18 protein-coding genes, 1 tRNA gene and 2 pseudogenes are annotated in these 26887 nt (G+C 68.1%); 5 read left to right on the top strand and 16 right to left on the bottom strand.

The window, feature by feature from the left end; translation table 11 throughout:
• Window positions 1-32 precede the first annotated feature (32 nt).
• Both ilvD and DSD19_RS04800 read left to right on the top strand, forming a co-directional pair.
• Window positions 33-1871 carry a dihydroxy-acid dehydratase gene (ilvD, locus tag DSD19_RS04795; protein ID WP_113668719.1) on the top strand — a complete coding sequence of 613 codons (1839 nt, stop codon included), beginning with the start codon at window positions 33-35 and terminating at the stop codon, window positions 1869-1871.
• Window positions 1872-1963: 92 nt separating this feature from the next.
• Window positions 1964-2959: an NAD(P)H-binding protein gene (locus DSD19_RS04800; RefSeq protein ID WP_113668720.1), complete on the top strand. Its 996-nt coding sequence runs from the start codon at window positions 1964-1966 to the stop codon at window positions 2957-2959.
• Window positions 2960-2967: 8 nt separating this feature from the next.
• Here DSD19_RS04800 and DSD19_RS04805 read toward each other — a convergent pair whose 3' ends face one another.
• Window positions 2968-4386, bottom strand: a complete 1419-nt coding sequence (locus DSD19_RS04805) for a TrkH family potassium uptake protein (protein ID WP_113668721.1) — start codon at window positions 4384-4386, stop codon at window positions 2968-2970.
• 423 nt (window positions 4387-4809) lie between these two features.
• Between DSD19_RS04805 and DSD19_RS04810 the strand changes: the two genes are divergently transcribed.
• The 3 genes from DSD19_RS04810 to DSD19_RS04820 all read left to right on the top strand — a co-directional run bounded on the left by DSD19_RS04810 (window position 4810) and on the right by DSD19_RS04820 (window position 14770).
• The gene (locus DSD19_RS04810; protein ID WP_133260357.1) at window positions 4810-5091 is read left to right on the top strand and encodes a hypothetical protein; all 282 of its coding nucleotides are present in this window, start codon (window positions 4810-4812) and stop codon (window positions 5089-5091) included.
• Window positions 5092-5614: 523 nt separating this feature from the next.
• Complete coding sequence (locus tag DSD19_RS04815; protein WP_207802415.1) at window positions 5615-9997, top strand: hypothetical protein; 4383 nt, start codon at window positions 5615-5617, stop codon at window positions 9995-9997.
• Between the two features lie 12 nt (window positions 9998-10009).
• On the top strand, window positions 10010-14770 hold the full coding sequence (locus DSD19_RS04820; protein ID WP_113668723.1) for a hypothetical protein: 4761 nt from the start codon (window positions 10010-10012) through the stop codon (window positions 14768-14770).
• 594 nt (window positions 14771-15364) lie between these two features.
• Here DSD19_RS04820 and DSD19_RS04830 read toward each other — a convergent pair.
• From DSD19_RS04830 to rpmF, 15 genes and pseudogenes are all read right to left on the bottom strand, one after another.
• Window positions 15365-15760 (bottom strand): annotated as a pseudogene (locus DSD19_RS04830) (integrase core domain-containing protein); the annotation flags it as partial.
• Window positions 15748-16589: pseudogene (locus DSD19_RS04835) on the bottom strand (IS3 family transposase); the annotation flags it as partial. The pseudogenes DSD19_RS04835 and DSD19_RS04830, both read right to left, overlap by 13 nt.
• 367 nt (window positions 16590-16956) lie before the next feature.
• Window positions 16957-17250, bottom strand: a complete 294-nt coding sequence (gene fdxB, locus DSD19_RS04845) for a ferredoxin III, nif-specific (protein ID WP_081382118.1) — start codon at window positions 17248-17250, stop codon at window positions 16957-16959.
• A gap of 3 nt (window positions 17251-17253) precedes the next feature.
• Window positions 17254-17463 carry a CCE_0567 family metalloprotein gene (locus tag DSD19_RS04850; RefSeq protein WP_075785891.1) on the bottom strand — a complete coding sequence of 70 codons (210 nt, stop codon included), beginning with the start codon at window positions 17461-17463 and terminating at the stop codon, window positions 17254-17256.
• Window positions 17464-17551: 88 nt separating this feature from the next.
• Entirely contained in the window at window positions 17552-18025 is a 474-nt protein-coding gene (locus DSD19_RS04855) for a NifX-associated nitrogen fixation protein (protein WP_075785892.1), read from the bottom strand.
• Window positions 18022-18465 (bottom strand): nitrogen fixation protein NifX, encoded by a 444-nt coding sequence (gene nifX / locus DSD19_RS04860; protein ID WP_165828044.1) that lies wholly within the window; start codon window positions 18463-18465, stop codon window positions 18022-18024. The genes DSD19_RS04855 and nifX overlap by 4 nt, the downstream gene beginning before the upstream one ends.
• Before the next feature lie 13 nt (window positions 18466-18478).
• Window positions 18479-19873: a nitrogenase iron-molybdenum cofactor biosynthesis protein NifN gene (gene nifN / locus DSD19_RS04865; RefSeq protein WP_113668727.1), complete on the bottom strand. Its 1395-nt coding sequence runs from the start codon at window positions 19871-19873 to the stop codon at window positions 18479-18481.
• 1 nt (window position 19874) lies between these two features.
• The gene (gene nifE, locus DSD19_RS04870; RefSeq protein ID WP_113668728.1) at window positions 19875-21350 is read right to left on the bottom strand and encodes a nitrogenase iron-molybdenum cofactor biosynthesis protein NifE; all 1476 of its coding nucleotides are present in this window, start codon (window positions 21348-21350) and stop codon (window positions 19875-19877) included.
• A gap of 195 nt (window positions 21351-21545) precedes the next feature.
• Window positions 21546-22628 (bottom strand): 2'-deoxycytidine 5'-triphosphate deaminase, encoded by a 1083-nt coding sequence (locus DSD19_RS04875; RefSeq protein WP_113668729.1) that lies wholly within the window; start codon window positions 22626-22628, stop codon window positions 21546-21548.
• Window positions 22629-22708: 80 nt separating this feature from the next.
• Window positions 22709-22784: transfer RNA gene (locus DSD19_RS04880), tRNA-Pro, on the bottom strand.
• A gap of 65 nt (window positions 22785-22849) precedes the next feature.
• On the bottom strand, window positions 22850-23881 hold the full coding sequence (locus DSD19_RS22195) for a MerR family transcriptional regulator (protein WP_243627679.1): 1032 nt from the start codon (window positions 23879-23881) through the stop codon (window positions 22850-22852).
• A gap of 6 nt (window positions 23882-23887) precedes the next feature.
• The gene (gene ihfA, locus DSD19_RS04890) at window positions 23888-24190 is read right to left on the bottom strand and encodes an integration host factor subunit alpha (RefSeq protein WP_075787578.1); all 303 of its coding nucleotides are present in this window, start codon (window positions 24188-24190) and stop codon (window positions 23888-23890) included.
• 125 nt (window positions 24191-24315) lie between these two features.
• On the bottom strand, window positions 24316-25287 hold the full coding sequence (locus tag DSD19_RS04895) for a beta-ketoacyl-ACP synthase III (RefSeq protein ID WP_113668730.1): 972 nt from the start codon (window positions 25285-25287) through the stop codon (window positions 24316-24318).
• Between the two features lie 2 nt (window positions 25288-25289).
• The gene (plsX, locus tag DSD19_RS04900; RefSeq protein WP_075785899.1) at window positions 25290-26393 is read right to left on the bottom strand and encodes a phosphate acyltransferase PlsX; all 1104 of its coding nucleotides are present in this window, start codon (window positions 26391-26393) and stop codon (window positions 25290-25292) included.
• Between the two features lie 27 nt (window positions 26394-26420).
• Window positions 26421-26630 (bottom strand): 50S ribosomal protein L32, encoded by a 210-nt coding sequence (rpmF, locus tag DSD19_RS04905; protein ID WP_075785900.1) that lies wholly within the window; start codon window positions 26628-26630, stop codon window positions 26421-26423.
• Window positions 26631-26887: the final 257 nt, after the last annotated feature.

Below are 26887 nucleotides of genomic sequence, written 5' to 3' on the forward strand. Positions count from 1 at the left end.
CCGCGAAGAATTGCCAGCCGGAAAGTCACGACATGCCCGCATACCGTTCCCGTACCAGCACCCATGGCCGCAACATGGCCGGCGCCCGCGGTCTCTGGCGCGCCACCGGCGTGAAGGAGGGCGATTTCGGCAAGCCGATCATCGCCATCGTGAACTCCTTCACCCAGTTCGTGCCGGGCCATGTGCACCTCAAGGATCTGGGCCAGATGGTCGCCCGCGAGGTCGAGGCGGCGGGCGGCATCGCCAAGGAATTCGACACCATCGCCGTCGATGACGGCATCGCGATGGGCCATGACGGGATGCTGTATTCGCTGCCCTCGCGGGAACTGATCGCGGATTCCGTGGAATACATGGTCAACGCGCATTGCGCCGATGCGATGATCTGCATCTCGAATTGCGACAAGATCACCCCCGGCATGCTGATGGCGGCGATGCGGCTGAACATTCCCGCGATCTTCGTCTCGGGCGGGCCGATGGAGGCGGGCAAGGTCACGCTGGGCGACGGGCGCGTGGTGTCGCTGGACCTGATCGACGCCATGGTCGCGGCCGCCGACGACAAGGTGTCGGACGAGGATCTGGCCAAGATCGAAGCCGCCGCCTGTCCGACCTGCGGGTCCTGTTCGGGCATGTTCACGGCGAACTCGATGAACTGCCTGACCGAGGCGCTGGGCCTGTCGCTGCCCGGCAACGGCTCGACGCTGGCGACGCATGCCTTCCGCAAGGACCTGTTCCTGAAAGCCGGCCGCCGTGCGGTCGAGATGTGCAAGCGGTACTATGAGCAGGACGATGCCAGCGTGCTGCCGCGCTCGATCGCGACGAAGGCCGCGTTCTGCAACGCCATGGCGCTTGATATCGCGATGGGCGGGTCGACCAACACGGTGCTGCATATCCTCGCCGCCGCGCAGGAGGGGGGCGTCGATTTCACCATGGACGACATCGACGCGCTGTCGCGCAAGGTGCCCTGCCTGTGCAAGGTCGCGCCCAACACCGCCAATGTCCATGTCGAGGACGTGCACCGCGCGGGCGGGATCATGGCGATCCTGGGCGAACTGGACCGCGGCGGGCTGATCGACCGGGACTGCGCCACGGTGCACGAACCGACGCTGGGCGCGGCCATCGACAAATGGGATATCGGCCGGTCGAACGATCCCGAGGCGCGCGAGCTTTTCCTGGCGGCCCCCGGCGGCGTGCCCTCGCAGGAGGCGTTCAGCCAGTCCGCGACATGGCCCTCGCTCGACACCGACCGGACAGGCGGCGTGATCCGCTCGGTCGAGACGCCGTTCTCGAAGGATGGCGGACTTGCGGTCCTGAAGGGCAATATCGCGCTCGACGGCTGCATCGTGAAGACGGCGGGCGTCGATGACTCGATCCTCGTCTTCTCGGGGCCCGCGAAGGTCTATGAAAGCCAGGACGCTGCCGTGTCGGGCATCCTGACCGGCAAGGTCGAGGCGGGCGATGTGGTGGTGATCCGCTATGAGGGTCCGAAGGGCGGGCCGGGCATGCAGGAGATGCTGTACCCGACCTCCTATCTGAAATCGAAGGGCCTGGGAAAAGCCTGTGCGCTGATCACCGACGGGCGGTTTTCGGGCGGCACGTCGGGGCTGTCGATCGGGCATGCCTCGCCCGAGGCGGCTTCGGGCGGCACCATCGGTCTGGTGCAGGACGGCGATCTGATCGAGATCGACATTCCGAACCGGTCGATCAACCTCGCGGTCTCCGAGGAGGAGCTGGCCGCCCGCCGCGCCGCGCAGGAGGCGAAAGGCTGGAAACCGGCTGCGCCGCGCAAGCGCCATGTCTCGCAGGCGCTGAAAGCCTATGCCCATTTCGCGGCTTCGGCCGACAAGGGCGCGGTCCGGATCGTTCCGGAATAATCGGCAGAGAGGCGCGACGCCGCGCCTCGTTTTCGCCAGCGGGTGCAGGGCCTTAGGCTCTGCGCCAGATCAGCTGCCAAGGAGCCGAGACCATGACCGATACCGCGCTGTCGCCCCGGCCCCGGCGGGTCTTTCTGCTGGGCGCGACCGGCACCATCGGCCGCGCCACCGCCCAGGCGCTGCTGGCGCGGGGCCATGAGGTGGTCTGTTTCGTGCGGCCGCGCGCCGGGGACGATCCGGGGCGCGGGCTGCCCGCCGGGGTCACCGTCCGCACCGGCGATGTCACCGATCCCGCTTCGCTGGCCCGCGACGGGTTCCGCTGCGAGCGGTTCGATGCGCTGGTCTCCTGCCTTGCCTCGCGCACCGGCACGCCGCGCGATGCCTGGGCCATCGACCACAAGGCGCAGTCCGATGCGCTGCAGGCGGCCCGCGCCGCCGGGGTGAGCCAGGCGGTGCTTCTGTCCGCGATCTGCGTGCAGAAGCCGACCCTTGCCTTCCAGCAGGCCAAGCTGGCCTTCGAGGCCGAACTGAAGACCTCGGGCCTGACATGGTCCATCGTGCGCCCCACGGCCTTCTTCAAGTCGCTCTCGGGCCAGGTCGAGCGGGTCAAGGCCGGCAAGCCCTTCCTTGTCTTCGGCGACGGGCGCCTGACCGCCTGCAAACCGATCAGCGATGCCGATCTGGGGCGCTTCATGGCCGACTGCCTGGACGATCCGGCCTTGCAGAACCGGGTTCTGCCCATCGGCGGCCCGGGGCCCGCGATCACGCCCCGGGATCAGGGCGAGGAACTGTTCCGCCTGCTGGGGCGCGAGCCGAAATTCCGCGAGGTGCCGGTGGCGATGATGGACGCGATCATCGCCATCCTCTCGACGCTGGGCCGGGTTATCCCCCGGTTCCGCGACAAGGCCGAATTCGCGCGGATCGGGCGTTATTACGGGACCGAGTCGATGCTGGTGCTGAACCCCGAGACGGGTCTTTACGAGGCCGAGGCCACGCCCGAATACGGATCGGACCGGCTTTACGACTATTACGCGCGGCTTGTGAGCGGCGAGGACCGCGCCGATCTGGCCGAACACGCGGCGTTCTGAGCCGCGCCTCAGGCCAGCGAGCGCCAGAAGCGCGGCGTCAGCAGAACCAGAACGGTCAGCATCTCGAGCCGCCCCAGATACATGCCGATGGCCAGGATCGTCTTGGCCTTGTCCGACAGCGGCTGAAAGGTGCCCGCCGGCCCGATGATGTCGCCGACGCCCGGGCCGACATTCGCCAGTGCCGTGATGGCGCCGCTCAGCGCGGTCGCGCCATCGAGCCCGACAAGCGTCAGCAGGCTCGCGATCACCGCAAAGCTCAGGGCGTACATCGAGAAGAAGCCGATCACGCTCGACACGATGTCCTCGTCGATGACCCGCCCCTCATAGCGGATGCGATAGACCCCGTGCGGGTAGCGGACCGACCGGATACCCTCGCGCACCAGCCGGTACACGATCACCCAGCGCATCGCCTTGGCCCCGCCCGCGGTCGAGCCGGTACAGCCGCCCACCGCCGTCAGGATCACGAAGGAACAGACCGCGACCGGACCCCATGTGGTGTAATCGGTCGTCGCATAGCCCGTGGTCGAGACCACCGACACCACGTTGAAGGCCACCAGCCGCAGCGCCGCGAGGAACGGCATGTCCGAGGTCAGGCCCAGCCACAGCGACAGCGGCAGGATCACCGCGGCCAGCGTCTTGAGCATCGCGCCGACCTGCTCGCTGCGGAATTTCCCGTGATAGACGCTGCGGATGTACCACGAGAAGGGCACCGAGCCGAGCACCATGAACAGCGTGCAGGTCCATTGCAGGAACGGGTTGGCGAAGAACCCGAAGGACGCGTCATGGGTCGAATAGCCCCCGGTCGACAGCGTGGTCATGGCATGGGTCACGGCGTCGAACAGGCTCATCCCCCCGGCGCGGTAGAGCACGCCGCAAAGCGTCATCAGCGAGACATAGACCAGCAGCGTCGCCGCCGCGAACTGGGTGGCGTTGCGCAGCTCCTTCTCGCCCTTGTCGGAACTTTCGGTGCGGAAAAGCTGCATTCCGCCGACCTTGAGGACGGGCAAAAGCGCGATGCCGGTGCCGATGAAGCCGACGCCCCCCAGCGCCTGCAACAGCGCGCGCCACATCAGGATGCCCTTGGGCGTGCCGTCGAGCCCGGTCATCACCGTCGAGCCGGTGGTGGTGATCCCCGACATGGCCTCGAAGAAGGCATCCGCCGCCGAGAGCTTCCACAGATAAAGCGGCACCGCCCCGCCGATGGCCGCGACCAGCCAGACCGAGGCCGTCAGCATGAAGGCATGGGGCAGGCGCAGCGCCTCGAAGGAGGATCGCGAGGCGACCGCGATCAGCGTGCCGGTCAGCCCCAGCTGAAAGGTGGCCTCGGCGAAAACCCCACGCGTTTCGGGATAGAAAAGGGCCACGGTTGCCGACATCAGAGCCAGCAGCCCAAGCACAAGCCCGTTGGCAAAGAAGACGACGTTCAAACCGGATTCCCTTTGCGCGACATTGCCATTCCGGGCGGGGGATTTCCAGATGCCCGACACCGGCTCTTGCGGGCCGGACCCGGAGGCGGGGGCTGCGAAGAAACCGGCTTCCCGCAAGACCTGCGGCGGGCCAGTCGCGCGCCCGGATCTCGCGCCTAGATCATCCAGACAATCTGCTTTCATCGTCGGCCGCGGGCGTCGGGCCAGGCGGGCTCGGGCGGTCGTATTTGGCACAAGGGACGGAGGGGGCGCCGAGGGCTCGTGGCCGGACGCTCCTGCGGGGCGCAAGGGCACAGAGGCGCGCAAGCGAAAGACCCCCTTCTGGCCAGGCCGCCAGGGGCGCGCATTCCTGCGTCGCCGGTTCGGGACGCCGCCGCGACATGCGGGCGGCCGCTTCGGCCCGGGGCTCAGGGCGAAGACATCGTGAAAGTCTTGCCATTGCCGCTGGCGCTTTGCGTCGGCCTTTCGGCGTCGTCCGTCCATGCGACCGGCGGGGCCGCGTCGGCGGATGCGGCGAAGATCGAACGCGGCACCTATCTGGCACGGATCATGGATTGCGCGGGCCGCCACATGCCGCGCGGCGCCGACGGGGTGCCGGTCTTTTCCGCCGGGCTCCCGGGCGGCACGGTCGGGTTCGAGAGGCCGGGGCTTGGCATCTTCTGGCCGCCGAACCTGACGCCTGACGCGACCGGGCTGGGGGACTGAAGCGCCGATCAGATCCTGACCGCGATCCGCGCGGGGATCCGGCCCGACGGGCGGGGTCTGGCGCCGGTGATGCCCTGGGGCTCCTGTCCCGGGCTGACCGACGCGGACGGCGCGGCGCTGGTCGCCTATCTGCAATCCCTGGCGCCGGTCGCGGCAAGGACCCCGCACCCGGCCGAGACCGCCGACAGGGCGGCCGCACCGTTCTTCCGCGTGACGCTGCCGTCCCAATGGACCCCGATGGGCCGGGGACCGCGGGGTGCGACGGGATGCGGCCCGCGGGTCTGGCTGAAGCGCATGCCGGGTGGCGTTCCCGGGGGCGTCGCCCGGTCGCGGTCGCGGCGCCTGCGGTGCCTGCCGTTGCGTCATCGCTCCGACCGATCCGCGTGGGGAGGGCGCGGGCTGAGCTTGCTTCCAACAGCCCGGTCAGCGCCGCTTTCAACCGTGCCGCGTAATAGTATTTTACAGAATCGCCCATATGGGCTAATTTTGTTTCTATTAAGTATATAATCCATTGGGGTTTGCCATGGCAGTCCGCCCCTCGTTGCGCTCGATTTTCGGGCTCTCTCTTGGTGCGTCCATTCCGGTTCAGGCGATCACCTCGCGAGGCGCCATCGTGTCCGCCATCGACGCGGCGATCGACGATCTGGTGCTGATCCCGCGCGCGCCCGATGTGATCAAGAACATCTTCGAGAAGACCCGGCCGGGTCGGCCCGCGCTTCGGGTCGACGACCTGCTGGCCCTCCGGATCGAGCTGCGCAATTGCGAGATCGTGCCGGGCAGCCCGCCGAAGCTCCGCAAGACGGCGGGCGGCACCGGGCGGCTGATCCTGCATTTCCCGCCCCAGACGGTGACCGAAGAGACCTTCTTCCAGCCGCCGCCGCCCAGGATCGGCAAGCCGGTTCCGGCGGAACCGAAATACGCCAATCCCAAGGACCAGCCCAAACCCGAGCCCGCCAATCCGGCCGCCGACGAGGCGCTGCGCGAGCCGCCGATCCGGGCCCGCATCGCAGATGAATCGCGGCTGTCCTTCCTGGTGCCCGAGGGCTTCGAGATCGACTATACGCTCGAAGGCGTGCTGGCGGCCTGCCAGACGCTGACCCTGTCGGTGGCCAGCAATGCCAGGCCGCGCAGCCAGCCAGGCGTTTTCCTGCCGCTGACCGACCTGATCCGTAACGGCGCGCTGAATGCGCTGTCGGTCAAGGCGCGCGCGCAGCTGGCCGGCCATGTGGCGTCCTCGTTCCGCCTGGCCGCCAGCGAGGGCGGCGACATCACCACGCTGCGGGCCCGTCAGGCCAGCGCCAACGCGGCGGTCTTCGAACGCATTCCCGACCGGGTGATCGTGGCCCCGGGCGGCGCGAAACCGCGGCCCGGCAACCCGACCGCGACGACCACCGCCATCGAGATGCCCTGGCGGCTGATCGTGTCGCCCCATGGGGGCGCGAAATGGCGCCATGCGACGCGCCCCGCGCTGTCGGCCTCGACCGCCCATGTCGAGCTTTGGCACACGCGGATGGTCACGCCCGGGTCGGACGGTACCGAGATCCCGCCGCCCTATGCCGATCCGGCCCGCACCATCCGCGCGGTCTGGGCGCGTTCGGGTTCCGGGTCCGAGGCCGCAAACCCGCCGATACGACAGGCTTGGCCCACACGCTCGCCGGGGGTACCGCCAAGCCAGCCCAATGACGCGCTGCCGGTGCCGGGCGGGCGTCCGTTCCGGATGCCGCTCGACGATTTCGACCGCTTCCAGATCGCGCATCTGTCCTCGAACTTCTCGGTCACCGGCTACACGCCGGAACCGGTCGACACCAACCTCATGATGCTGTCCTCGCTGGGCGGCTGGCTCGATTCGCGCGGGTCGTGGAACCCGCCGGGCCTGTCGGTCGAGGAATGGGTGCATCGCGGCGCGATGGGGCGCGACCATTACGTCAAGGTCGTCTATCGCGGCTGTCTGTGCCCGCTGAACTGCCGGGTCTCGCTGGTCAAGGTGACCGAGCGCAAGTTTCACAAGCGCAGTTTCGAAACGCCCGGCTCGCAGGACGGCTACGACCGCAGCCAGCATGCCTATCTGCGCCAGCGCTATTTCATCATCATCCGCGAACGCGTGCTGACCTTCGATGACGCGTTGTTCCATGCCGCCAAAAGCACCGACAACACCGTCAATTTCGCGCGCCAGTTCCCGTTCTCGAAAATCGAGATCCTGACAGAACGCACCCCCGATCTGGACGATCCGGCCGATACCGACGTGTCGAACGCGGGCCAGCTTTTCTTCTGGCCCTCGGTCAATGGAGAACCGTTCCGGTTTCAATGCGCGGGCACCGACCTTGACGGGAACCGGGTGCTCTTCGATCTGCCGATGATCTTCATGGACAACACCGTGTCCTGTCCGCGGATCTTCAACCCGGTGACCGAACGGCTGGACGCGGACTATCCCGCCGCCGCCTTCAATGCCGCGACCGCCGCCGAGGAATACGCGAGATGGCCCCAGCGCCATACCGTGCCCTTCGATTTCCAGCGCGTGGCGCTGGCCACCTCGGCCAGGTCCGGCGACACCGCCGTCGAGGTCGAGGAGATGGTGCTGGGCGCCGAGGCGCCGAAGCGCGGCGGGCCGGGCCAGCAGCCCACCCGCAACGCAACCATCGAGGCCTGGAGCCGCGATCTGTCGCGCGCCCTGTTCCTGCCGAAGATCGTCGAGACGACGGCCCGGCTGGGGCCGGTGAACCAGCTGACCGGCTCGACCCGCACCAACCGGCTGAGCTGGAACGCGCGCTATCTGCAATTCGGGTTCGCCGCCGGTGCCGGCGCGCCGGTGGGCCAGCGCAACGTGGGCGAGGTCTTCGCCGACATCGTGCAAAGCCCCAATATGGGCATGCTCGACTTCTCGTCCCAGGGCGACAAGTCGGGCGGGTTCGTCCAGCCGAACCTGCGCCCGCGCGCCCTTTCGCGGATGGCCGGGCCGGTGATGTCAGACGTGACCCAGTTTCTCGACGGGCAGATGGAACCCGGGGCGGGGTTCCCGATCTCGGTCAGCGACCTGCCGCTGCCGCTTCTGTTCGGCTGCATCCCGCTGGGCGAACTGATCAAGGCCGTGACCGACATTGCGGGCGAGGGCGAGAAGGTGCCCCGCTTCGTCTCGGAGGCCGGCACCCAGGTCGAAAGCTTCATCGGCGCGCTGGTCCAGCTTTTCGGGCTGACCTACGACCTGCCGCGCGGGGTGCTGGGGCAGGGGGCGGGCGGGCTGGCCCAGGCGGTCGGAAAAATCGCCGATCTGGGTCAGCAGGGGCAGGTGGCCCCGGCCGCGTTGCAGGCCGCGCTGGCGAAGCTCTCCGAGATCGAGGCGCTGATCGCGGGGCTCGGGACCACGCTGGAAAGCCTGTCGCACCAGGCGCTTGACGGCATCGGCGCCGCGCCCGACTTTGCCGCGCTGCCCGGTCAGATCGCGACGATCCAGACCCGGATCGCCGAGCTTCTGGCCATCGTCAACGGACCGCAGGGCGATGCCATTCCGGCCAATCTGCGCCAGCAGATCCGGGCCTTCGCGACCGGTCTCGACACCCTGCTGGAAGCGGTCGGGGACAGTGCCGCGCTGTTTTCGACGGCCAGGGACCTCTGGGACGCGCTCGACGCCATCGTCGGCGACCCGACGGTGCTGGCCAACCTGCTGTCCGACGGGGCCGGGCTGGAAGCGAAGATCAACGATGTCATCGCGGCGCTCGGCCCGTTCGAGACCGCGATCCGCGACTTCGACCTTCTGGGCGCGGCGCCCAAGACCGCGATCCTGACCGCGCTGGGCGCGGTGCGCGAAGTGCTGGAGGCGGCGGCCGATCTGGCCAGGCTGATCGAGGCGCTGACCGGGGACGAGTTGACCATCCGCTTCGACTGGGCGCCCGAAATCGGCAACTGGCCCGCCGCCGCGGGCGAAGAGATCTTTCGCGCCAACGACAAGCGCGGCTTCGTCGTCGCGGTCGAGGGCAAGGTCAAGAAGAACGGCAGTTCCAGCCCGAAGATCGCGGTGACCTGTTCTCTGAACCGCTTCGATCTGGTGCTGATCGGCAAGGCGTCCTTCCTGGAACTGAACTTCGACCGCATCGTCTTTGCGGTCGACAGCGCCGCCAAGATGGATGTCGACGTGGTGCTGGACGACATCCGCTTTGTCGGGCCTCTGTCCTTCGTCGAGACCCTGCGCGACCTGATCCCGCTCGACGGGTTTTCCGACCCGCCCTATCTCGACATCACCCCGCAGGGCATCCATGCGGGGTTCGACATCGCGCTGCCCTCGATCTGCGTCGGTGTGCTGAATATCAACAATCTCAGCCTCGGCGCGGGCTTCACCGTGCCCTTCATTGGCCAGCCGCTGTCGGTCGCCTTCAACTTCTGCACCCGCGAACAGCCCTTCTGCCTGACGGTCTACTGCTTCGGCGGCGGCGGTTTCTTCGGCGTCACCATCGACCCGAGGGGCGTACAGATCCTCGAGGCGGCCCTGGAATTCGGCGCCTCGCTGTCGGTCGATTTCGGCGTCGCCTCGGGCGGGGTCGAGGTGATGGCGGGCTTCTATTACCGGATGGAGATGCAGGACGCCTCGCTGACCGGGTATTTCCGGCTTGGCGGCCATGTCAGCGTGCTGGGGCTGATCTCGGCCTCGCTCGAGCTGTATCTGGAACTGCGCTACGAATTCTCGTCGGGCAAGTGCGTGGGCATGGCCCAGCTGACGATCGAGGTGTCGGTGCTGTTCTTCTCGGGCAGCGTGACCATCCGCTGCCAGAAGAAATTCGCGGGCTCGAACGGCGACCCGAGCTTGCGCGAGATGATGGGCTTCGACGCGACCCTGCTGCTGGCCGACGAGCTGGCGGCGATCTCGGGGCCCGGGGTGGATTATGCCTGGCGCGACTATGTCGAGGCCTTCGGCTGAGGGGGAATTACCATGGCAGAGCAGTTTCTGGTCTGGACCGTCCTGCCCTATGGCCGCATGGCCGACGGGGGAGAGCATGACGGCAAGTGGCGGGTCAGCCTTGTGGTCTCGCCCCGTCTGACGCCGCAGGCGCCCGATGAACAGGTGCTGAAAGCCTACGAGCCCTGGCTCGACTGGCCCGCCACGCTGGCGCGGGCGAGTTTTCGTCTCAGGATCGGCAGCACGCTGGTGCGTCTGACGCCGGTCTCGAAACCCGACAGCGACCTGTGGAAACGCTTCTTCACCGAAGAGACCCCGGTCGCGGGCTTCGTCTATACCGATATGAGCCGGGTCAACCTGCGGTCTTACGCGGTGCGCAACGTGCTGGCCTTCGCGCGGCGCCATTACGGGCGGCTCGCGGCGCAGTCGGGCGACGAACACCCGGTTCTCTTGCCCTGGAAGGATGCCGATCCCGCGCTGAAGGGCATGCTGGGCGATCTCGGGACGCGCACCCAGATCATCAATTTCGGCGACCGCTCGGTCGAGGTGCCGCTGCCGGGATTCTCGCGCTTCTTCGGCGACGATATCGACAAGCTCCTGGACCGCTCTGTCTTCTCGCCCGAGTCGGTCTTCCCGATGGCCGTGCCCGGGCCCGGCGTCGAGGGCGAGACCGGCACGCCCGATGCGGCCGAAAGCCGCCCGCGCCGCGCATTGCCGCCCGACTGGGTGCCGCCGGCCGCCGCGGGCGCGGCCGCCGGGGTGATGGCACAGTTCACCTCGGCGGACGAATACACCTTCTATCAGGCCGACCGCTTCTACCGCCGGACCCGCGCGAGCGAACTGGAAAAGCTCAAGCGCCGACCCGATTTCAAGGATGTGACCCCGCCACCGCCCGCGCCGGAGTACGACTTCCACCGGATCGTGGCCTCCTATGCCGATTACGGCGATCTGAAACGCGGCCTTGGGCTGGTGATCGACTGCGTGCTCGACACCGGCAAGGCGGTCGACGATCGGATCGCGGCGGGCGGCGGCACCGGCATCGGGCAGATGCAGCTGGTGCTGAAATGGGACGGGCCCGCGCCCGGCAAGGACGCCACGCCCCGCACCGCCTGGCTGGCCCGCAAGGACCGGTTCGTGCCACGCCCGCGCAGCGCGCAGCATGATGCGGGGCTGTTGCGGCTTGAGGACAGCGACGATGGCTGGCAGGTGGCCAAGGACGAAAAGCCCGGCCTTTTCGATCTTTATCAGGTCGATCCCGATGGCGCGGCGCTGAAGACGGTGAACTTTGCGCTGACCGCGCAGAACCTCGTGGCCCGCAGCCTGAGCCTGCGCCAGAGCCATGGCGAGGTGACCTACACGACGCCCGACCGGCAGGGGGTGGCGGCGCTGCGGTCCGGCGGCATCGGCGTGTCGCATCATGGCCGCGCAACCGATCTGGCGCAGCTGGCCGCCGCGGCCGATCTGAAGAATGCCGAGATCGCGGCGGGCAATGCCGACAAGGTGGTGCTGTTCGCCGAGGATGTGCATCGGGGCTATCGCATCGACGTGGCCCGGGTGCCCGACCGGGTCCATCCCGGCCCCTGGCAAAGCCTGCAGGCGCGGGTCGGCGACTATCGCGTGATCTCGACCGGCGAGCAGCTGAAATTCCCGCCCGACGAGGGCTATGTCTCGGGCCATTCGGTGTCGGGCGATCCCGACAACGCGGACGAACAGTACCTGCATGAAAGCCTGTTCCGCTGGTCGGGCTGGAGCCTGGCCGCGCCGCGTCCGGGCAAGACCATCCGGTCGGAAACCGGCGAGGACGACAACCTGCAGGCCGAGCTGCCCGCCGATGTCACCGACACCGCCGAAAAGGGCAACGATCTGGCCGTCATCTTTGCCGCCGAAAAGGGCAGCCTGCCGCGCCTGCGCTTCGGCGCGCTGTACCGGCTGCGGGCGCGGGTCGTCGATCTGGCGGGCAATTCGCTGGGGCTCAAGGACCCCTCGCTGGGCGATCTGGAACAGGCCAGCGACGCGGTCGGCTACTGGCGCTTCGAGCCGGTCGATCCGCCCGTGCTGGTCCAGCGCGAAAGGCTGAGCGAAGGCGAGCAACTGGAACGGCTGGTGATCCGGTCGAATTTCAACGCAACGACCGGCGAATATCTCAACGATCCCGATTTCCAGGCGGCGGCGGCCGAACCGGCCTCGGCCGATTTCGCCTATACCGAAACCAACCAGCGCCATCTGGTGCCGCCCAAATCCTCGCAGCAGCAATGCGAGACCCATGGCTTCTTCGATCCGTTCTTCGGCGACTGGCAGCGCATCCGCGAGGGCTACGCCATCGCCGCGCGCGAGGCGGGCACGCTTTACGACCCGCTGCCCGGCGCCCAGGTCGAGCTGATCACGCCGCAGACGCTGGGGGCCATCGCCACCACGGCAGCCGTGCCGCCCGCGCTGCCCTCGGCTGACAACCCTGTGGGCGACCGGATGGCGGGCGGGCAATATGTGATCCACCGCGAGGCCGCGCTGACCACACCCTATCTGCCCGACGGGGCGGCGGGCGGCATCTCGATCCGGGCGGCGCGCGGCCATACGCTGCCGGGGATCGACGACGAGATGGTGCTTGGCCCCAGCGCCCGGGTCGTGCGCGACGACCGCGAGCGGCTGATCCTGCTGGTCCGGCATGGCGGCGACTGGCCCGATCTGGCGGGGTTCCGTCTGGTTCTGGCCGAACGCGCCGAAACCGACAGCGACCTGCCCTGTGCGGTCGATTTCCCCGACAGAGGCCTGCCGGTCTGGGACGAGGACAAGCGCGAGCTGACCCTCTTTGTCGAGAAGGGCCGGATCGTGCGGCTTTTCTATGCCAGCTTCGTCTCGCCCCGGCATCTGGACAGCTTCGGCATTCCGCACTGGACAGAATCGGCCAAGGCCGCCGAGGCCTGCCGCAAGGCCGCGGCGATGGGCACCAACTGGCTGATGACGCCCTATCGCCCGCTGACGCTGGTCCATGCCACCCAGGCGCCGGTCTGCCGCCCCGAGATGATCCAGATGACGACCAGCCGGGGCAGGGGCGACCGCGAGTTGCGGCTTCATTGCCGTCAGGTGCGACTGCACGGTCCCTCGACCGGCAAGATCGAGATCGAGGCCGACTGGCAGGAATGGGTCGATGACATCGCCAAGCCCCGACCCGAGCGTGTCGCCTTCCGCGGCCAGCTGGGCGAGGTGCGGCTGGCCGAGAACCACCCCAACGCTCTGGTGCTTTCAACAGCCGTCTCGGCGCAGCTGACCGACCCCGAGGCCAAGCGCGGCGACGTGCACGATCTGGGCGACACCCGGTTCCGGCTGATCGCCTACCGGATGCGCGCAACGACCCGGTTCCGCGAATACCTGCCGCCCGCGCTTTACGGGCAAACCGATCTGGTCACGCAGCTGGGGCCGGTTGCACTGGGCGAGCCGATGGCCCTGCCGCCCGAGGACGACATGGGGGCGCCCGTGCTGCCCGATCCGGCCGGTTCGACTGCCCAGACCCGGGTGCTGGCCTCGGCCCCGCCCAAAGACCCGCGGTTGCTTTATGTCGTGCCCACCTTCCGCTGGAGCCGCAGCACCGGCGCGACCGGCTATACCGCGACCCGCACCGGCAACGGGCTTCGGGTCTGGCTGGACCGGCCCTGGTTCAGTTCGGGCGATGGCGAGCTTCTGGGGGTGGTCCTTCACCGCAATGGCGGCAATTTCAATGAAATCCCGGAACGGTTCGAAAAGCTCGTCACCCAATGGGGGACCGATCCGCTCTGGCAAAGCCCGGCGCCCAAACAGACGATCCGCGATGCGGATTTTCCGGCCCGGGTGACCGCAGAAACGCTGGCGCTGCGGGAAGCGCGTCCGGGCGATCCTTCTGTTCGCATTGTCGGGCATCGGGTGCATTGGGATGACGACCGGCGGCTTTGGTATTGCGATATCGAGCTGTCGCCCGGGTCGAGCTACATGCCCTTCGTGCGGCTGGCGCTGGTGCGCTATCAGCCGAATGCGATGCCGGGGGCCAGGATCTCGCGCGTGGTTCTGGCCGAGTTTGCCCAGGTGCTGCCCCGCCGCCGGGTGCGGGCGACGCGCACGGGCTCGGTGCTGTCGGTCAGCCTGCACGGGCCGGACCCGGAAAGCGGCCCGATCCGCTTCGACCGCGATTCCGCCTTTCAGAACGTGTCCTTCGTCAACGGGCCGTTCGAGACCGGCCGCAACCGTGTCGAGATCGTGCTGCAACGCCAGAAGGACGGGATCGACAGCGATCTGGCCTGGGAAGACGTGCAGGTGCTGCACGACCATGTCGTGGGCGAAGAGGAAGACGGCGGCATCGGCCCGGTCTTCGCGCCGGGGGGGCTGTCCGCGGCCCGCGACGGGGTTCTGTCGCTTGACCGCCCCGCGGGGACGGGGGCGCTCTCGGCCACCGTGTCGCCCGGACCCGCCGGGGGCCGGGTCGTCGCGCCGGCTGCGGGTGGCCGGGTCACCCTGCCGCCCGCCGAGGACCGCAGTCTGGCCATCGGCCGCGCGCTGGGCACCGCGATGGGCGGCGCGATCGGGGATCTGGTCACGCCGACCCGTCCGATCGACCCGTTCCTTCCCGACCCCGCCTTCTGGGACGCCACCGTGACGCTGCCCGGCGGTGCGGGACCGCGCCGCATTCTGGTCCGCGAGTTCGAGCGGTTCTATTCCGACAACACCGTCAACGAGCGGCATGGCGGGCGGCTCTTTCCGCGCCGGATCATCGAGGAACGGCTGGTCTTCGCCGAAACCTTCGACCCCGAGGCCCTGCTGGTCCGCTGAGGTCCGCTTCGGGGCCGTCGGGGGCTATCTGGTCCATGCCGGATGATCACATGGCCCCGCGCCGGTCTGCCCTGTTCATGGCAAGGTCGATCCTGCGCGAGGCTCGGGAAGGGATGGGTGCATGCTGGTCTCTCTGCACAGGCAGGCCACCACGACACCGAAGTCCGGGGAGCGATCCAGGCAAGCAGCGAACCGACGCGGTTGGTTGCCGAGCGCTCCGGGATCTCCGAGCGGACGGTCTGGACGTGGCGGGGGCGCGACGATGTCCACGCCCGGAGCCACACGCCGCACCGCTTGCAGACGACGCTGGCGCCGGCACAGGGTTCGAGCGTGAAACGATCGATCCGGTGGACCGATCACAGCGAAGAACGTTGCCGTTGCGCTGCGCAAGGCGCTTCTCCTGCCGCTCGACGATCTGCTCGCCGTGGTGCGTGCATTCCTCAAGCCGCATGTCTCGCGCTCGGGCCTCGACCGCTGCCTCCGGCGCCACGGCCCGGGCAACCTGCGGGCGCCGAAGCCGAAGGCATCCAAGCCCGCGCATGGCAGCATCAAGGCCGACGAGCCCGGCGATCTGCACATCGACATCACGTAGCTCCCCATGTTTCGGTAACCCAGATGCGGGCGCTCGGTGGTGTCGTGGACGAGCCAGGCGTCGAGATCGGCCTGGAGCGCCTCGACGGTCTCGTGGAAGGTCTCGCGCATCTTCACGCGGAAGACCTCCTCCAGCACCGTGCCGTTGAAGCGCTCGACGAACCCGTTGGTCTTCGGCGTGCGGACCTTGGTGCGGCGGTGCTCGATGGCGTTGAGGTCGAGATAGAGCTCGTAGGGGTGCTTTTCGGTGCCGCAGAATTCGCGGCCGCTCGCCATTGGGCTCGAACCAATGGCGCCTTCAATGGCTCGCTCGGTCAGCACCGCCTTCACTGGCAGGTCCAGGGCGCGGTATAAGGGCAGCACGTCGTTGTGCAGGACCGCCACCGCCGCATCCGGCCGTTAAACGCCTCGCAGTTCCCATTCTGCATGGGCTTGCCGGGGGCGATGTAGTGCCATCTCATCTGCATCTTCCCGGCCCGTTCCAGGATCGCATTCGATGTGAACTCGGTTCCACTGTCCGAGACGATCACGCCGGGCTTTCCACGCCGAGCGATCAGCGCCGTCAGTTCCCGTGCGACGCGTTGGCCTGAAATCGAGGTGTCGGCCACGGCCGACGGGCTTTCCTTGGTGACGTCGCCGATCACGTTCAGGATGCGAAATCGGCGGCCATTGGCAAATTGGTCCTGCACGAAATCAATCGACCAGCGGGCGTTCGCCATGGCTTCGGTCACCAATGGCGCTCGCGTTCCTATGGCCCGCTTCCGGCTTCGGCTTCGGCGTCGGCGCACCGAAAGCCCCTCCTCCCGGTAGAGCCGCCGGGTGCGCTTGCGGTTCAGCACGTGGCCGTCACGCCGCAGGATCACATGCAGGCGGCGACAGCCGAACCGCCGATGCGTCCCGGCGGCCCCGCGTAGCACCTCGCGCAGGTCGCGGTCATCCGGGCGCCGGTGTCGCACCGAAGACCTATCCGCCCCGATCAGGCAACACGCCCGCCGCTTGTCGAGCATGCCTCGGCCAGCAGGCGCTCAAGCTTGGCGTTCTCGTCTTCCAGGGCTTTCAGACGCTTCGCCTCGGACGGCTCCTCAATGCCACCGAACTTCGCTTTCCAGGCGTAGAACGTGGCGCCGCTGATCCCGTGCCTGCGGCAGACCTCGGCCGTCTTCGCGCCCGCCTCCTGCTCGCGCAGGATCGCGATGATCTGCTCTTCCGTGAATTTCGATCTCGTCATGTCCGGTCCTCTCCTTGGGCCGGACTCGAGCATCAGATGGACGAGGTATCGGGGGTCACAGCCGCATCGGCCGGATGACGTTCGACGATATTGCGGCAGAGCTATCGCGCAGATTTCCCGAAGGCCGCAGGGTCGCGAGGTCCGCAATCCACGCATGGTGGCAGCGCCGCAGACGCCGCTGACCTTGTGCCGGGCGCCGCCGGGCCATCCCGGATAACCGGTGGACTGCCGGGGTCTTCCGGGATCAGACCTCGTGAACCATCGGTATCGGACCGGCTGAACGGTCAAACCGGTCCCCGACAAGAGGCGAGCCGCCCCCGGTAGGGGAGCCGGCGCGCGGGGCCGGTCGGCGATGGGGGCGGGCCGCTCAGGCCGGGGCGTGGGTCTGACAGCCCGAGGGACAGACGCGGGCGCAGGCGCCGCAGCCGATGCAATCGTCGCCATCGGCGATGACCATGATCTTGCGCTCGATCTCGTCCTCGAATTCCTCGTCGTCAAGATCGACAATCTCGTCCTCGTCGGTGACGCCCTTCAGGGTCAGCACGCTGCGGGCGCAGACCTTGAAGCAGCGGCCGCAGCCGATGCATTTGCCTTGATCGATCGCCATCAGGAATTCGGGGATGTATTCGGTGCCGCCGCGGGTCGTGGCTGTGATCGGCATGGCTCAGGCCTCCTCTGCGGCTTTCCGGGCCGCTTTCAATGCGTTGCGTGCGTCTTCCAGGTCCTTGAAGACCTGATGGGTTTCGGCGGCGACCTCGGGGATGCGCGTCCAGTCGACGGGAAGCTCCTCGGCCAGATCGTGCAGGTTCATCTTGGCGTTGGTGGCGCGCATCGACAGTTTCCTGACCTTCGCTTCAAGCTCTTCAAGGCTCATCGGCTGTCCTCGGGGTGATGGGGCACAAACGGAACGGCGGCCCGGCCGGGGTCGGGCGCCATGGGGGTTGCGAGCCGGTCGTCGCGGCTCAGGCGCGGGCGGCCTCGGGGAAGCGCGCCACCATGTCGGCCGCGTCCGCCGTCAGCTGTTCGCCGGTTTCGGCCAGCCTGGCGAAGGTTTCGAAGCCGAAGCGGTGGATGTCGCGCACATGTTTCGACAGCACGACGAGCCGCCCCGAGATCAGCACGATCCGGCCGAAGCCCTCATGGGTGATCCGCGACATCTGCGCCGCCTGGGCGCCGGTCCGGCGTTCCAGAAGAAGGGCCACCGCGTCATAGAACCGCTCGACCCGCCAGAGCACGTCGGGATCGGGGTCGCAGATGATCGGGATCTCGCGGCGTTCTTCCTTGGTCACGATGAAATCGGCCAGGATCTCGGCATCGGGCTTGCCGTCCCAGCTGCCATGGGTGTCCTCGGCGCGGATCACCGCGATCAGCTGGGTCAGGTATTCGCTGGTCGGCAGCGCGCCGCCGCGGGGCAGGGTGTCGGCCTCGGTGCTCATTCGCTGTAATCCTCGGCATAATCGGAGGCGAAATCGGTCTGCGGCCGGCCCAGCACCTTGCGCAGGAAGGGCGGGGGCGAGCCTTTCAGCATGGTCTGGGTCTGGGCGATGACCTCGGCGATGGGCTCAGGGTCCTTGCGCTTGATCGGGTGGATGCCCGCGCGCACCACCTTGGCGGCCGACGGCCCGCCGATCGCCAGCACGAACAGCAGCGCGCAGCCGGTCAGCGCCTCGACCTTGGGGGTGATCCGGTCGTCGAGGTTGTCATGGCCGCCCTTCTGGTCGGTGACGACATCGAATTCCAGCACCTCGACCAGGCGCGACGACGTGGTCGTCACCTCGTAGACGGCGAATTTCGCGGCCGATCCGAAATGCGCGTCGAGACGCTCCATATCGTTGGTCGCAATGGCGATTTTCAGCGGGATCTCGCTGTCGGTCATGTCTTTCTCCGGCTCAATGAGGCGCAGTCTGCGGGCGGTCATGGTCGAACTCCGGGTCGATGGGGGCGGCGCCGAAATCCTCGGGGCGCACAGCGTGCGGATGGGCCAGCACCGCATTGGCCACCTCGAAGAGGAAGGCGCGGGTGCCGCGATAGCCGACCCGGCAGATATCCTGCGCGCCGAGCCGGTCGTTGATGGGAAAGCCCGCGCGCACCAGCGGCAGGCCCAGCGCCTGGGCCGCGTGGCGGCCATGGGCGTGACTGATCAGAAGGCTCGCCTCGCCCTTCCGCGCTCCGGCCTCGAGATCGCCGAGATCGCCCAGGACGGCCTCTTCGGCCGGGATCAGCTCGACGATGGGGTTGGCACCCGAGGTGGTGACGACGGCCACCGCCTCGGCGCCCATGCCCGCCAGCGCCGAGCTCAGCGCATAGGCGAGGTCGGGATCGGCGGCGATGGCATAGCGCAGGCCTCCGGTCTGGAAATGCGCATCCAGCATCGCATCCTGCAGCCGGGCGCGGTCGCGCTTGATCGCGTCGGGCGCATCGGCGGTTCCCGCCAGCGCCATCAGCGCCTGGACGAAGCTGTCGACGGCGCGCAGCCCCGTCAGCGAGGGGAAGACCTGCACCTCCATATGGCCGCGCTGGCCCAGAAGCCGCGCCGCGCCTTGCATGCTTTCGCCGATGGCGAAGGTCGCGACCGATTTCGCCATGGCCGGGATCGCGTCGAGCCGGGTCCCGCCCAGCGAGCGGCCCGACCAGTCCTCGGCCAGATGGCCGTCAAGCGCGGTCGACAGATCCGGCAGGAAGATCGGGGTCAGGTCGAAGGCGCGGATCAGGCGGTCGATCTCCTCGATCTCGGCCGGGGTGACGTTGGCCGAGGGCAGGACATTGACCTGACGCGCGACCGTCTCGGAGCGCGCGGGGTCGCCTTCCGGCACCAGCGCCTCGACGATGGCGGCGACGGCGGCGGCCCAGCCATCCTCGATCGCGCCCTCGAAATCGGGGGTCGAGGCATAGACGACCTTCAGATCGCCGAAATCCTTGCGCCGGGCCAGGATCTCGCGCAGCTCGCCCGGCACGTCCTCGCCGCGGGTTTCGGTCAGCGCGGTCGAGGCGATACCGATAAAGCGGGGATGGGCGCGCTTGCGGATATTGGCGATGGCCTCCTCGATCTGGTCGGGGCCGCCGAGGATGGTCGAGACCTCGTTCATCGCCGTGGTCTGCAGCGGGATCGCTTCCTTGAAGTGCCGCACCATATGGACCATGGCGAAGGCGGTGCAGCCCTGCGCGCCATGAAACAGCGGCACCGCGCCCTCGATGCCCAGATAGGCCATCGCGGCGCCCAGCGGGGCGCTCGATTTCAGCGGGTTGGTCGACAAGGCGCGGCGGGGTCGGGTGAGGCGGGCCATCTCAGCAGTCCTCGAAATCTTTTGGGTCATTGACGGGACCCGGGGCCGGGTCGGCTTGGGCGGCGAGGCGAAGCCCGGTCGCGGGGCGCGGGTCGTCCCAGGGGGCGGGGCGGCGGACATCTTCCCAGACGGGATTGTTGACCGACCGGTCGATGGCCCGCACCAGATCCACCATGCCCATGTAGCCGGCATAGGGTTCGTGCTTTTCCTGGTTCACGTCGATCCAGGGTGTGCGCGCCTTCAGCGCCACGAACTGGCTGCGCGCGCCCGACATCAGGATGTCGGCCTTGGCGGCCTTGAGCGTCGCGTACATCTCTTTCGGCGCCATGTTCTCGTACATGTGGGTTTCGTCGCCCATGATCTGGACGACGCGGGCCTTGTCGGTCTCGGTGGCCTTGCGCACCGAGGTGCCGACGACCTCGATCCCCAGTTCCTGCAGCGCCGAGACCACCGACCAGCTTTTATGCCCGCCGGTGTAAAGCAGCACCCGTCGGCCCGCGACGCGCGGCCGGTAGGGGGCAAGCGCGGCGCGCGCCTTGGCCTCCTCCTCGGCGATCAGCGCCTCGCAGCGGTCGATCAGATCGGCGGGCGCGCCGCGCTCGACCAGCATCCGGCACATGGTGCGCAGCGCCTCGGAGGTGTCCGAAACCCCGTAGAAGGACCCCTCGAAGAACGGGATGCCCCAGGTTTCCTCCATCTTGCGCGCGAGCCCGATCAGCGCATGCGAACAGACCAGCATCGTGACCCGCGCCCGGTGCATCACCGCCACCTGCCGGTAGCGCGCGTCGGCCGCCAGCGACCCGAGGATGCGGATGCCGAGCCGGTCGAGCAGCGGCTTGATCTGCCAGAGCTCGCCGTTCAGGTTGTAGTCGCCGATGATGTTGATGTCGCACTCGGTGGTGTGTTCGGGCTCGATGGTGCCGATCACATGGCGGTACATCATCTCGCCCGCGAGCTTGCAGCCGAGATTTTTGGATCCGGCATAGCCCGGCACATCGACCGGGATCGCGGGCGTGCCGAAGGCTTGGGTCGCGGCCTTGCAGACCGCGGCGATATCGTCGCCGATCATCGAGGTGACGCAGGTCGCATAGACGAAGACGGCGGGCGGATTGTGCTTTTCGACGATCTCGCGGATCGCGGCATACAGCTTCTTCTCGCCCTTGCCGAGAACGATGTCGAGTTCGCTGAGATCGGTGGTGAAGCCGGTCTTGTACAGCATCGAGCCCGACGAGGCCGAACCGCGGTTGTCCCAGGAATTGCCGCCGCAGGCCAGCGGCGCATGAACCAGATGGGCGACATCGACGATGGGCTGCAGGGTGATCATGGCGCCGTCGAAGGCGCAGCCGCCCGCTGCGGCCCCCGGGGTCAGCGGCTTGGCGCAGCCCTTCTTGCGCGCCTCGGCCGACTTGGCGCGGTTGGTGGCGCAGCCGGGCTCGTTGAAGGCTTCCTGCACGGTTTGCTTGAGCGCGTCGGACATCCGGGTCTCCCTGCTTCATGCTGACGGAAGCAGAAAGCGTGCCAGGATCGGGCCGGACCGGGCTGGGCGCGCGAGAGGCCAGCGTTTCAAGGGTGTCCGAGGGCGCGAGTTGGGTATTTAAGCCAAGAAGAAGGGGCGCGCGCTGCGGGGGATGGCGGGCTTGCGTCGGGTTTTGTCGGGTCTCCGACAGGGGGCCTACATCCGGAAATGCTTGGACAGTTTCAGGCCCTGGCCCTGGTAGTTCGAGGCGATACCCTGGCCGTAAAGCGCATCGGGCCGGGACGACATGCGTTCGTAGACGAGGCGGCCGACGATCTGGCCATGTTCCAGCACGAAGGGCGCCTCGTGGCAGCGCACTTCAAGAACGCCGCGCGAGCCCGCGCCTCCGGCGTCGTCATGCCCGAAACCGGGATCGAAGAAGCCTGCGTAATGGACCCGGAATTCGCCCACCATCGCCAGATAGGGCGCCATCTCGGCGGCGTAATCGGGCGGGATATGCACCGCCTCGCGGCTGACGAGGATATAGAAGGCGCCCGGATCGAGGATGATCCGGCCCGAGGTCGAGCGGATTTCCTCCCAGAATTCCGCCGGATCGTGCGCCCCGATGCCGTCGAGATCGACCACGCCGGAATGGGGCTTGGCGCGATAGCCGACAAGGCCGCCCTCGGCGGGCCTCAGATCGACCGAAAAACCGAGGCCCTCGTCGATCACCGCGGGGCCGCCGGTCACCAGACGCGCCTTGGCATCGAGCGCGCGCAAGTCCTCGTCCGACAGCACCGCCTGACCCGCGCGGAAACGGATCTGGTTCAGCCGCTGGCCGGGCCGGACCAGCACGGAAAACGAGCGCGGGCAGATTTCGGCGTAAAGCGGACCGCGATAGCCCGCGCGGATCCGGTCGAACTCGACCCCGCCATCGGTGATGGTGCGGGTCAGAAGGTCGAGCCGTCCGGTCGAGCTTTTGGCATTGGCGACCGCCTGGATGCCCGGGGGCAGGGCGAGTCGCTCCATCAGCGGCACGACATAGACGCAGCCCTTTTCCAGCACCGCGCCCTGCGTGAGGTCGATTTCGTGCATCTGGAAATCGGCGATCCGGTCGGCCACGCTGCGGCCTTCGCCCGCCAGAAACGAGGCGCGGACCCGGTAGGCCCTGGCCCCGAGCCGGAGATCGAGCGAGGCGGGCTGGACCTGGCCCGCATCGAGCGGGGCCGAAAGACCGATGGCGCCGGTCTCGATCAGATGGCGGATTTGCTGTGCGGGCAGCACGCCGGGTGCGGTCATGGATCCCCTCCTCGGCCCGGCGCGGGGCCCCTGAAACACAACCGCCCGCAACCCCTGAGGGCGCGGGCGGGTGAGGGTAATGGTCGGGCTAGCAGGACTTGAACCTGCGACCTTCCGCCCCCCAGACGGACGCGCTACCACCTGCGCTATAGCCCGACGTGGGGCGCTTCTTAGCATGTCTGACGGCGGGGGCAAGACAGAAATCCCGCCCGAAAGCGCTGTCAGTCCTGCGAGACGGCCCCGATCCTCCGGGCGACGTCGTTCAGCCGGTCGACGGCACCGCGAGCGGCCTCGGGATCGGCGGCAAGATGGCGCCGCAGCCCCGGTTGCAGCAGCTGGCTGCGGACGGGCTGGGCCGTGGCCGCATAGGCGGGGTCGTCGTCTTCGGGGTCTGCGCCGGGCAGATCGGTCCCAAGCGGTTGCGGCTCGGGGTCCGGTTCCGGTTCCGGTTCGGGCGCCGGTTCCGGCGTGTCGGCGGCGTCGGCGGGCCGGTCGGTCTCGGCCGGCGCGAGGTCGATCGGGGCCTCCGGCTCGGGGGCGTGGTCCGGTTCGACCGCGGGCTCGGGGTCCCGGGCCGGCTGCGGCAGAGGCTCCGCCATCGGCGGCGGAGAGGCCCAGGCGTCCGATTCGGCCAGGTCCTCCGCGGCGCTTTCCGGGTCCTGCCGGGGCCAGGGGGCATCGGCGATGTCGGGCGGAGGGGCAGGGCGCCCTGCCGGTGCAGGGGCCGGTGCAGGGGCCGGTGCAGGGACTGGTGCTGGGGCCGGAGCTGGGATTGGTGCAGGGGCCGGTGCTGGCGCAGGGCGCCGCAGTTCGAGCCCGGGCAGGATCGCCTCGTCCGGTTCGGGCGGCGGGCGCCGCCGCATCGGCAGCACCTCGGCCGCTTCGGCCTGGGCATCAAGCGCCATCGGCGCTTCGGTGTCCGGCTCGTCGGTGTCCGAGAAGGCGCCCGCGATATCGACGGTTTCCTCGTCGTCGAGCGGTTGCGACAGCGCCGCGACATGCTTGACCCCGTCTTCGCGCAGGATCTTCTGCACGCCGCGGATCGTCATCCCGTCTTCATGCAGGAGCTTCTTGATGCCGCCCAGCAGCAGCATGTCGGCGGGCCGGTAATAGCGTCGCCCGCCCGCCCGCTTGACCGGCTTGACCTGGGTGAACCGGCTTTCCCAGAACCGCAGGACATGGGCCGGGGTATCCAGCCAGGTCGATACCTCGCTGATGGTCCGAAAGGCCTCGGGAGACTTGTCCGTGGCCAATGCCGGTCAGCCCTTGTTGCCGGCCGCCACGCGGTCTTTCATCAGATGCGACGGCCGGAAGGTCAGCACCCTCCGCGGGTGGATCGGCACCTCTTCCCCGGTCTTGGGGTTGCGCCCGACCCGCGCCGCCTTCGAGCGGATCGAGAAGGTCCCGAAGGACGAGATCTTGACCGTCTCGCCCCGGACCAGCGCGTCGGACATGTGCTGCAGCACACTCTCGACCAGCGAAGCGGATTCGTTGCGCGACAGACCGACCTCGCGGAATACCGCCTCGGTCAGGTCCATGCGCGTCAGCGTGTTGCCTGCCATGATCTCCCCCATTCTCTGACAGCGACTATTGAAACCCTTGGTTGCCAAAACCTTAGGTAGATTTGATTTTCAGTGTCAATACGGGGAACTTGACGCGATGGGCGAAGGTGGCACGCGAAGCGCGCCTACCAGCGCAGGACGACCGATCCCCAGGCAAGGCCGCCGCCGATCGCCTCGGTCACGACCAGATCGCCATCCTTGATCCGGCCTTCGCGCCGCCCGACCGACAGCGCCAGCGGAATCGACGCGGCCGAGGTGTTGCCGTGGTCCTGGACGGTGACGATCACCTTCTCCATCGGCAGGTGCAGCCGCTGCGCGGTGGCCTTGATGATCCGCAGATTGGCCTGATGCGGCACCAGCCAGTCGACATCGGCCCCGGTCAGCCCGGCCTTGTCCAGCGCGGAATGAGCGGTGTCGGCCAGTTTCTCGACAGCATGGCGAAAGACTTCCTTGCCATGCATCACCAGATGTCCGGTGGTGCCGGTCGACACCCCGCCATCGACATAGAGGATCTCGCGGTGGCGTCCGTCGGAATTGAGATCGACCGCGAGAATGCCGCGATTCTCGGCCGCACCGGTGCCCTCGGCCGCCTCTAGGATCAGCGCGCCCGCGCCGTCGCCGAACAGAACGCAGGTGCCGCGATCGGTCCAGTCCATGATCCGGCTGAAGGTCTCGGCGCCGATCACCAGAACCCGGCGGGCCAGGCCCGCGGCGATCATCGCATTGGCATTGGCCATGGCAAAGACGAAGCCCGCGCAGACCGCCTGCACGTCATAGGCAAAGCCCCGGGTCATGCCCAGCCCGGCCTGCACCATGGTCGCGGCAGAGGGGAAGGTCAGATCGGCGGTCGAGGTCGCCAGCACGATGGCGTCGATGTCGTCGGGCCCGAGCCCGGCATCGTCCAGCGCGGCCCGGGCGGCGGCGATGGCCATCTGCGAGGTGGTCTCGCCCTCGGCCGCGAAATGCCGCCGCTCGATCCCCGAGCGCGAGCGGATCCATTCGTCCGATGTGTCGAGCGTCGCCTCGAATTCGGCGTTTTCCACAACGCGCGCCGGAAGATAATGCCCGACACCCCGGACGATCGCCCTCGTACCCATTCCTACCCCTTACGCCCGCCGGCAAGTTCCCGGAGCGCCTCCGGTCCTGTCGCATTGCTGGCCGCGACCCGCGCGGCCAGACGTTCGGTGAAGCCCGACTGCGCCAGCTCGAAGGCGAGCTTGACCGCGGCCGACACGCCCGTCGCATCCGACGAGCCGTGCGATTTCACCACCGTTCCGTTCAGCCCGAGGAACACCCCGCCATTGGCGCGCCTGGGGTCCATTCTTTTCTTGAGACGCCTGAGCGAGGTATAGGCCAGCAGGGCCGCGACCTTGGACAGCGGCGTCGCGGTGAAGGCCTCGCGCATGAAATCGCCCAGCAGCTTGGCGGTGCCCTCGCCGGTCTTCAGCGCCACATTGCCGGTGAAGCCGTCGGTCACGATCACGTCGACCTTCGACGAGGGGATATCGCCGCCCTCGACGAAGCCGACGAAGCTGTAATTCGCCTCTTCGGCCGCAGCCTCGATCAGGTCATGGGCGGCCTTCAGCTCGGCCCGGCCCTTGTTCTCTTCGGTGCCGACATTCAGAAGCCCGACCCGCGGCCGGTCAAGCCCCAGCCCGTTCCGGGCATAAGAGGTGCCCATCAGCGCATATTGCAGCAGGTCGCGCTCGTCCGCGCGCACATCGGCGCCGACATCGAGCATCACGTTGAAGCCGCCGGGATTGCGCGACGGCCACAGACAGGCGATGGCCGGCCGGTTCACGCCCGGCAGTTTCCTGAGCCGCATGATCGACAGCAGCATCAGCGCCCCGGTATTGCCGCAGGACACGGCCACCGTGGCCTCGCCATGCCGCACCGAGTCGATGGCCGACCACATCGAGGTGTCCTGGCCGTGGCGCATCACGTGGCTGGGCTTGGCGTCCATGGTGACGACGCCATCCGCATGCCGGATCTCCACCCGCCCGCGCAGGGGCTTGCGACGCGCGACCAGCTTTTCAAGCTCGTCGCGCTGCCCGTGCAGAATAAAGCGGATGTCCGGATTTTTGGCTGCGGACAAGGCAATGCCCGCGACAACAGCCGCAGGGCCGCGGTCGCCACCCATGGCGTCCACCGATATCACGGTGCGCGGGGCGGCGCGCAGCTCCTGGAGATGCTCTTCGGTCATGGAGAGACGCGCGCCTTTTGGGGCGGATTATGCCGCGTCTTCTTCGTCCAGGTCGATCTCGTCGGCTTGGGCCACGACCTCGCGGTCGTCATAATGGCCGCAGGCCGCACAGACGTGGTGCGGACGCTTCAGCTCGCCGCAGTTCGAGCATTCGGCCGGGTTGCCCGGGACGAGCGCATCGTGCGAACGGCGTTGGTTGCGGCGGGACCGCGTGACTTTATTCTGAGGGACAGCCATGTCTCAACCTCGGTCTGGAGGGGCCTTGGCCCGGTGTTCTTTCGTTGGGAACGCGCGTCTCTCAGCGCCCTTGGCGCGGCGTCCGATCCATCGTGCAAGCGAGGCCGGGAACATACTGCGATTCTGGACGGGCGCAAGCCCCTTTCTGGCCCTGTCTTTCAGGCGCGAGGCGCGATTTTCCGTCGCCTTGCGACACCGGGGCGTCCCGATCCCGACGCCGACCCTGCAGTCGATCCCGAAACCGGCCCCGCAGCGCG

The organism is Rhodovulum sp. BSW8 (assembly GCF_003314725.1).
GTDB classification, from domain to species: Bacteria; Pseudomonadota; Alphaproteobacteria; order Rhodobacterales; family Rhodobacteraceae; genus Rhodovulum; species Rhodovulum visakhapatnamense.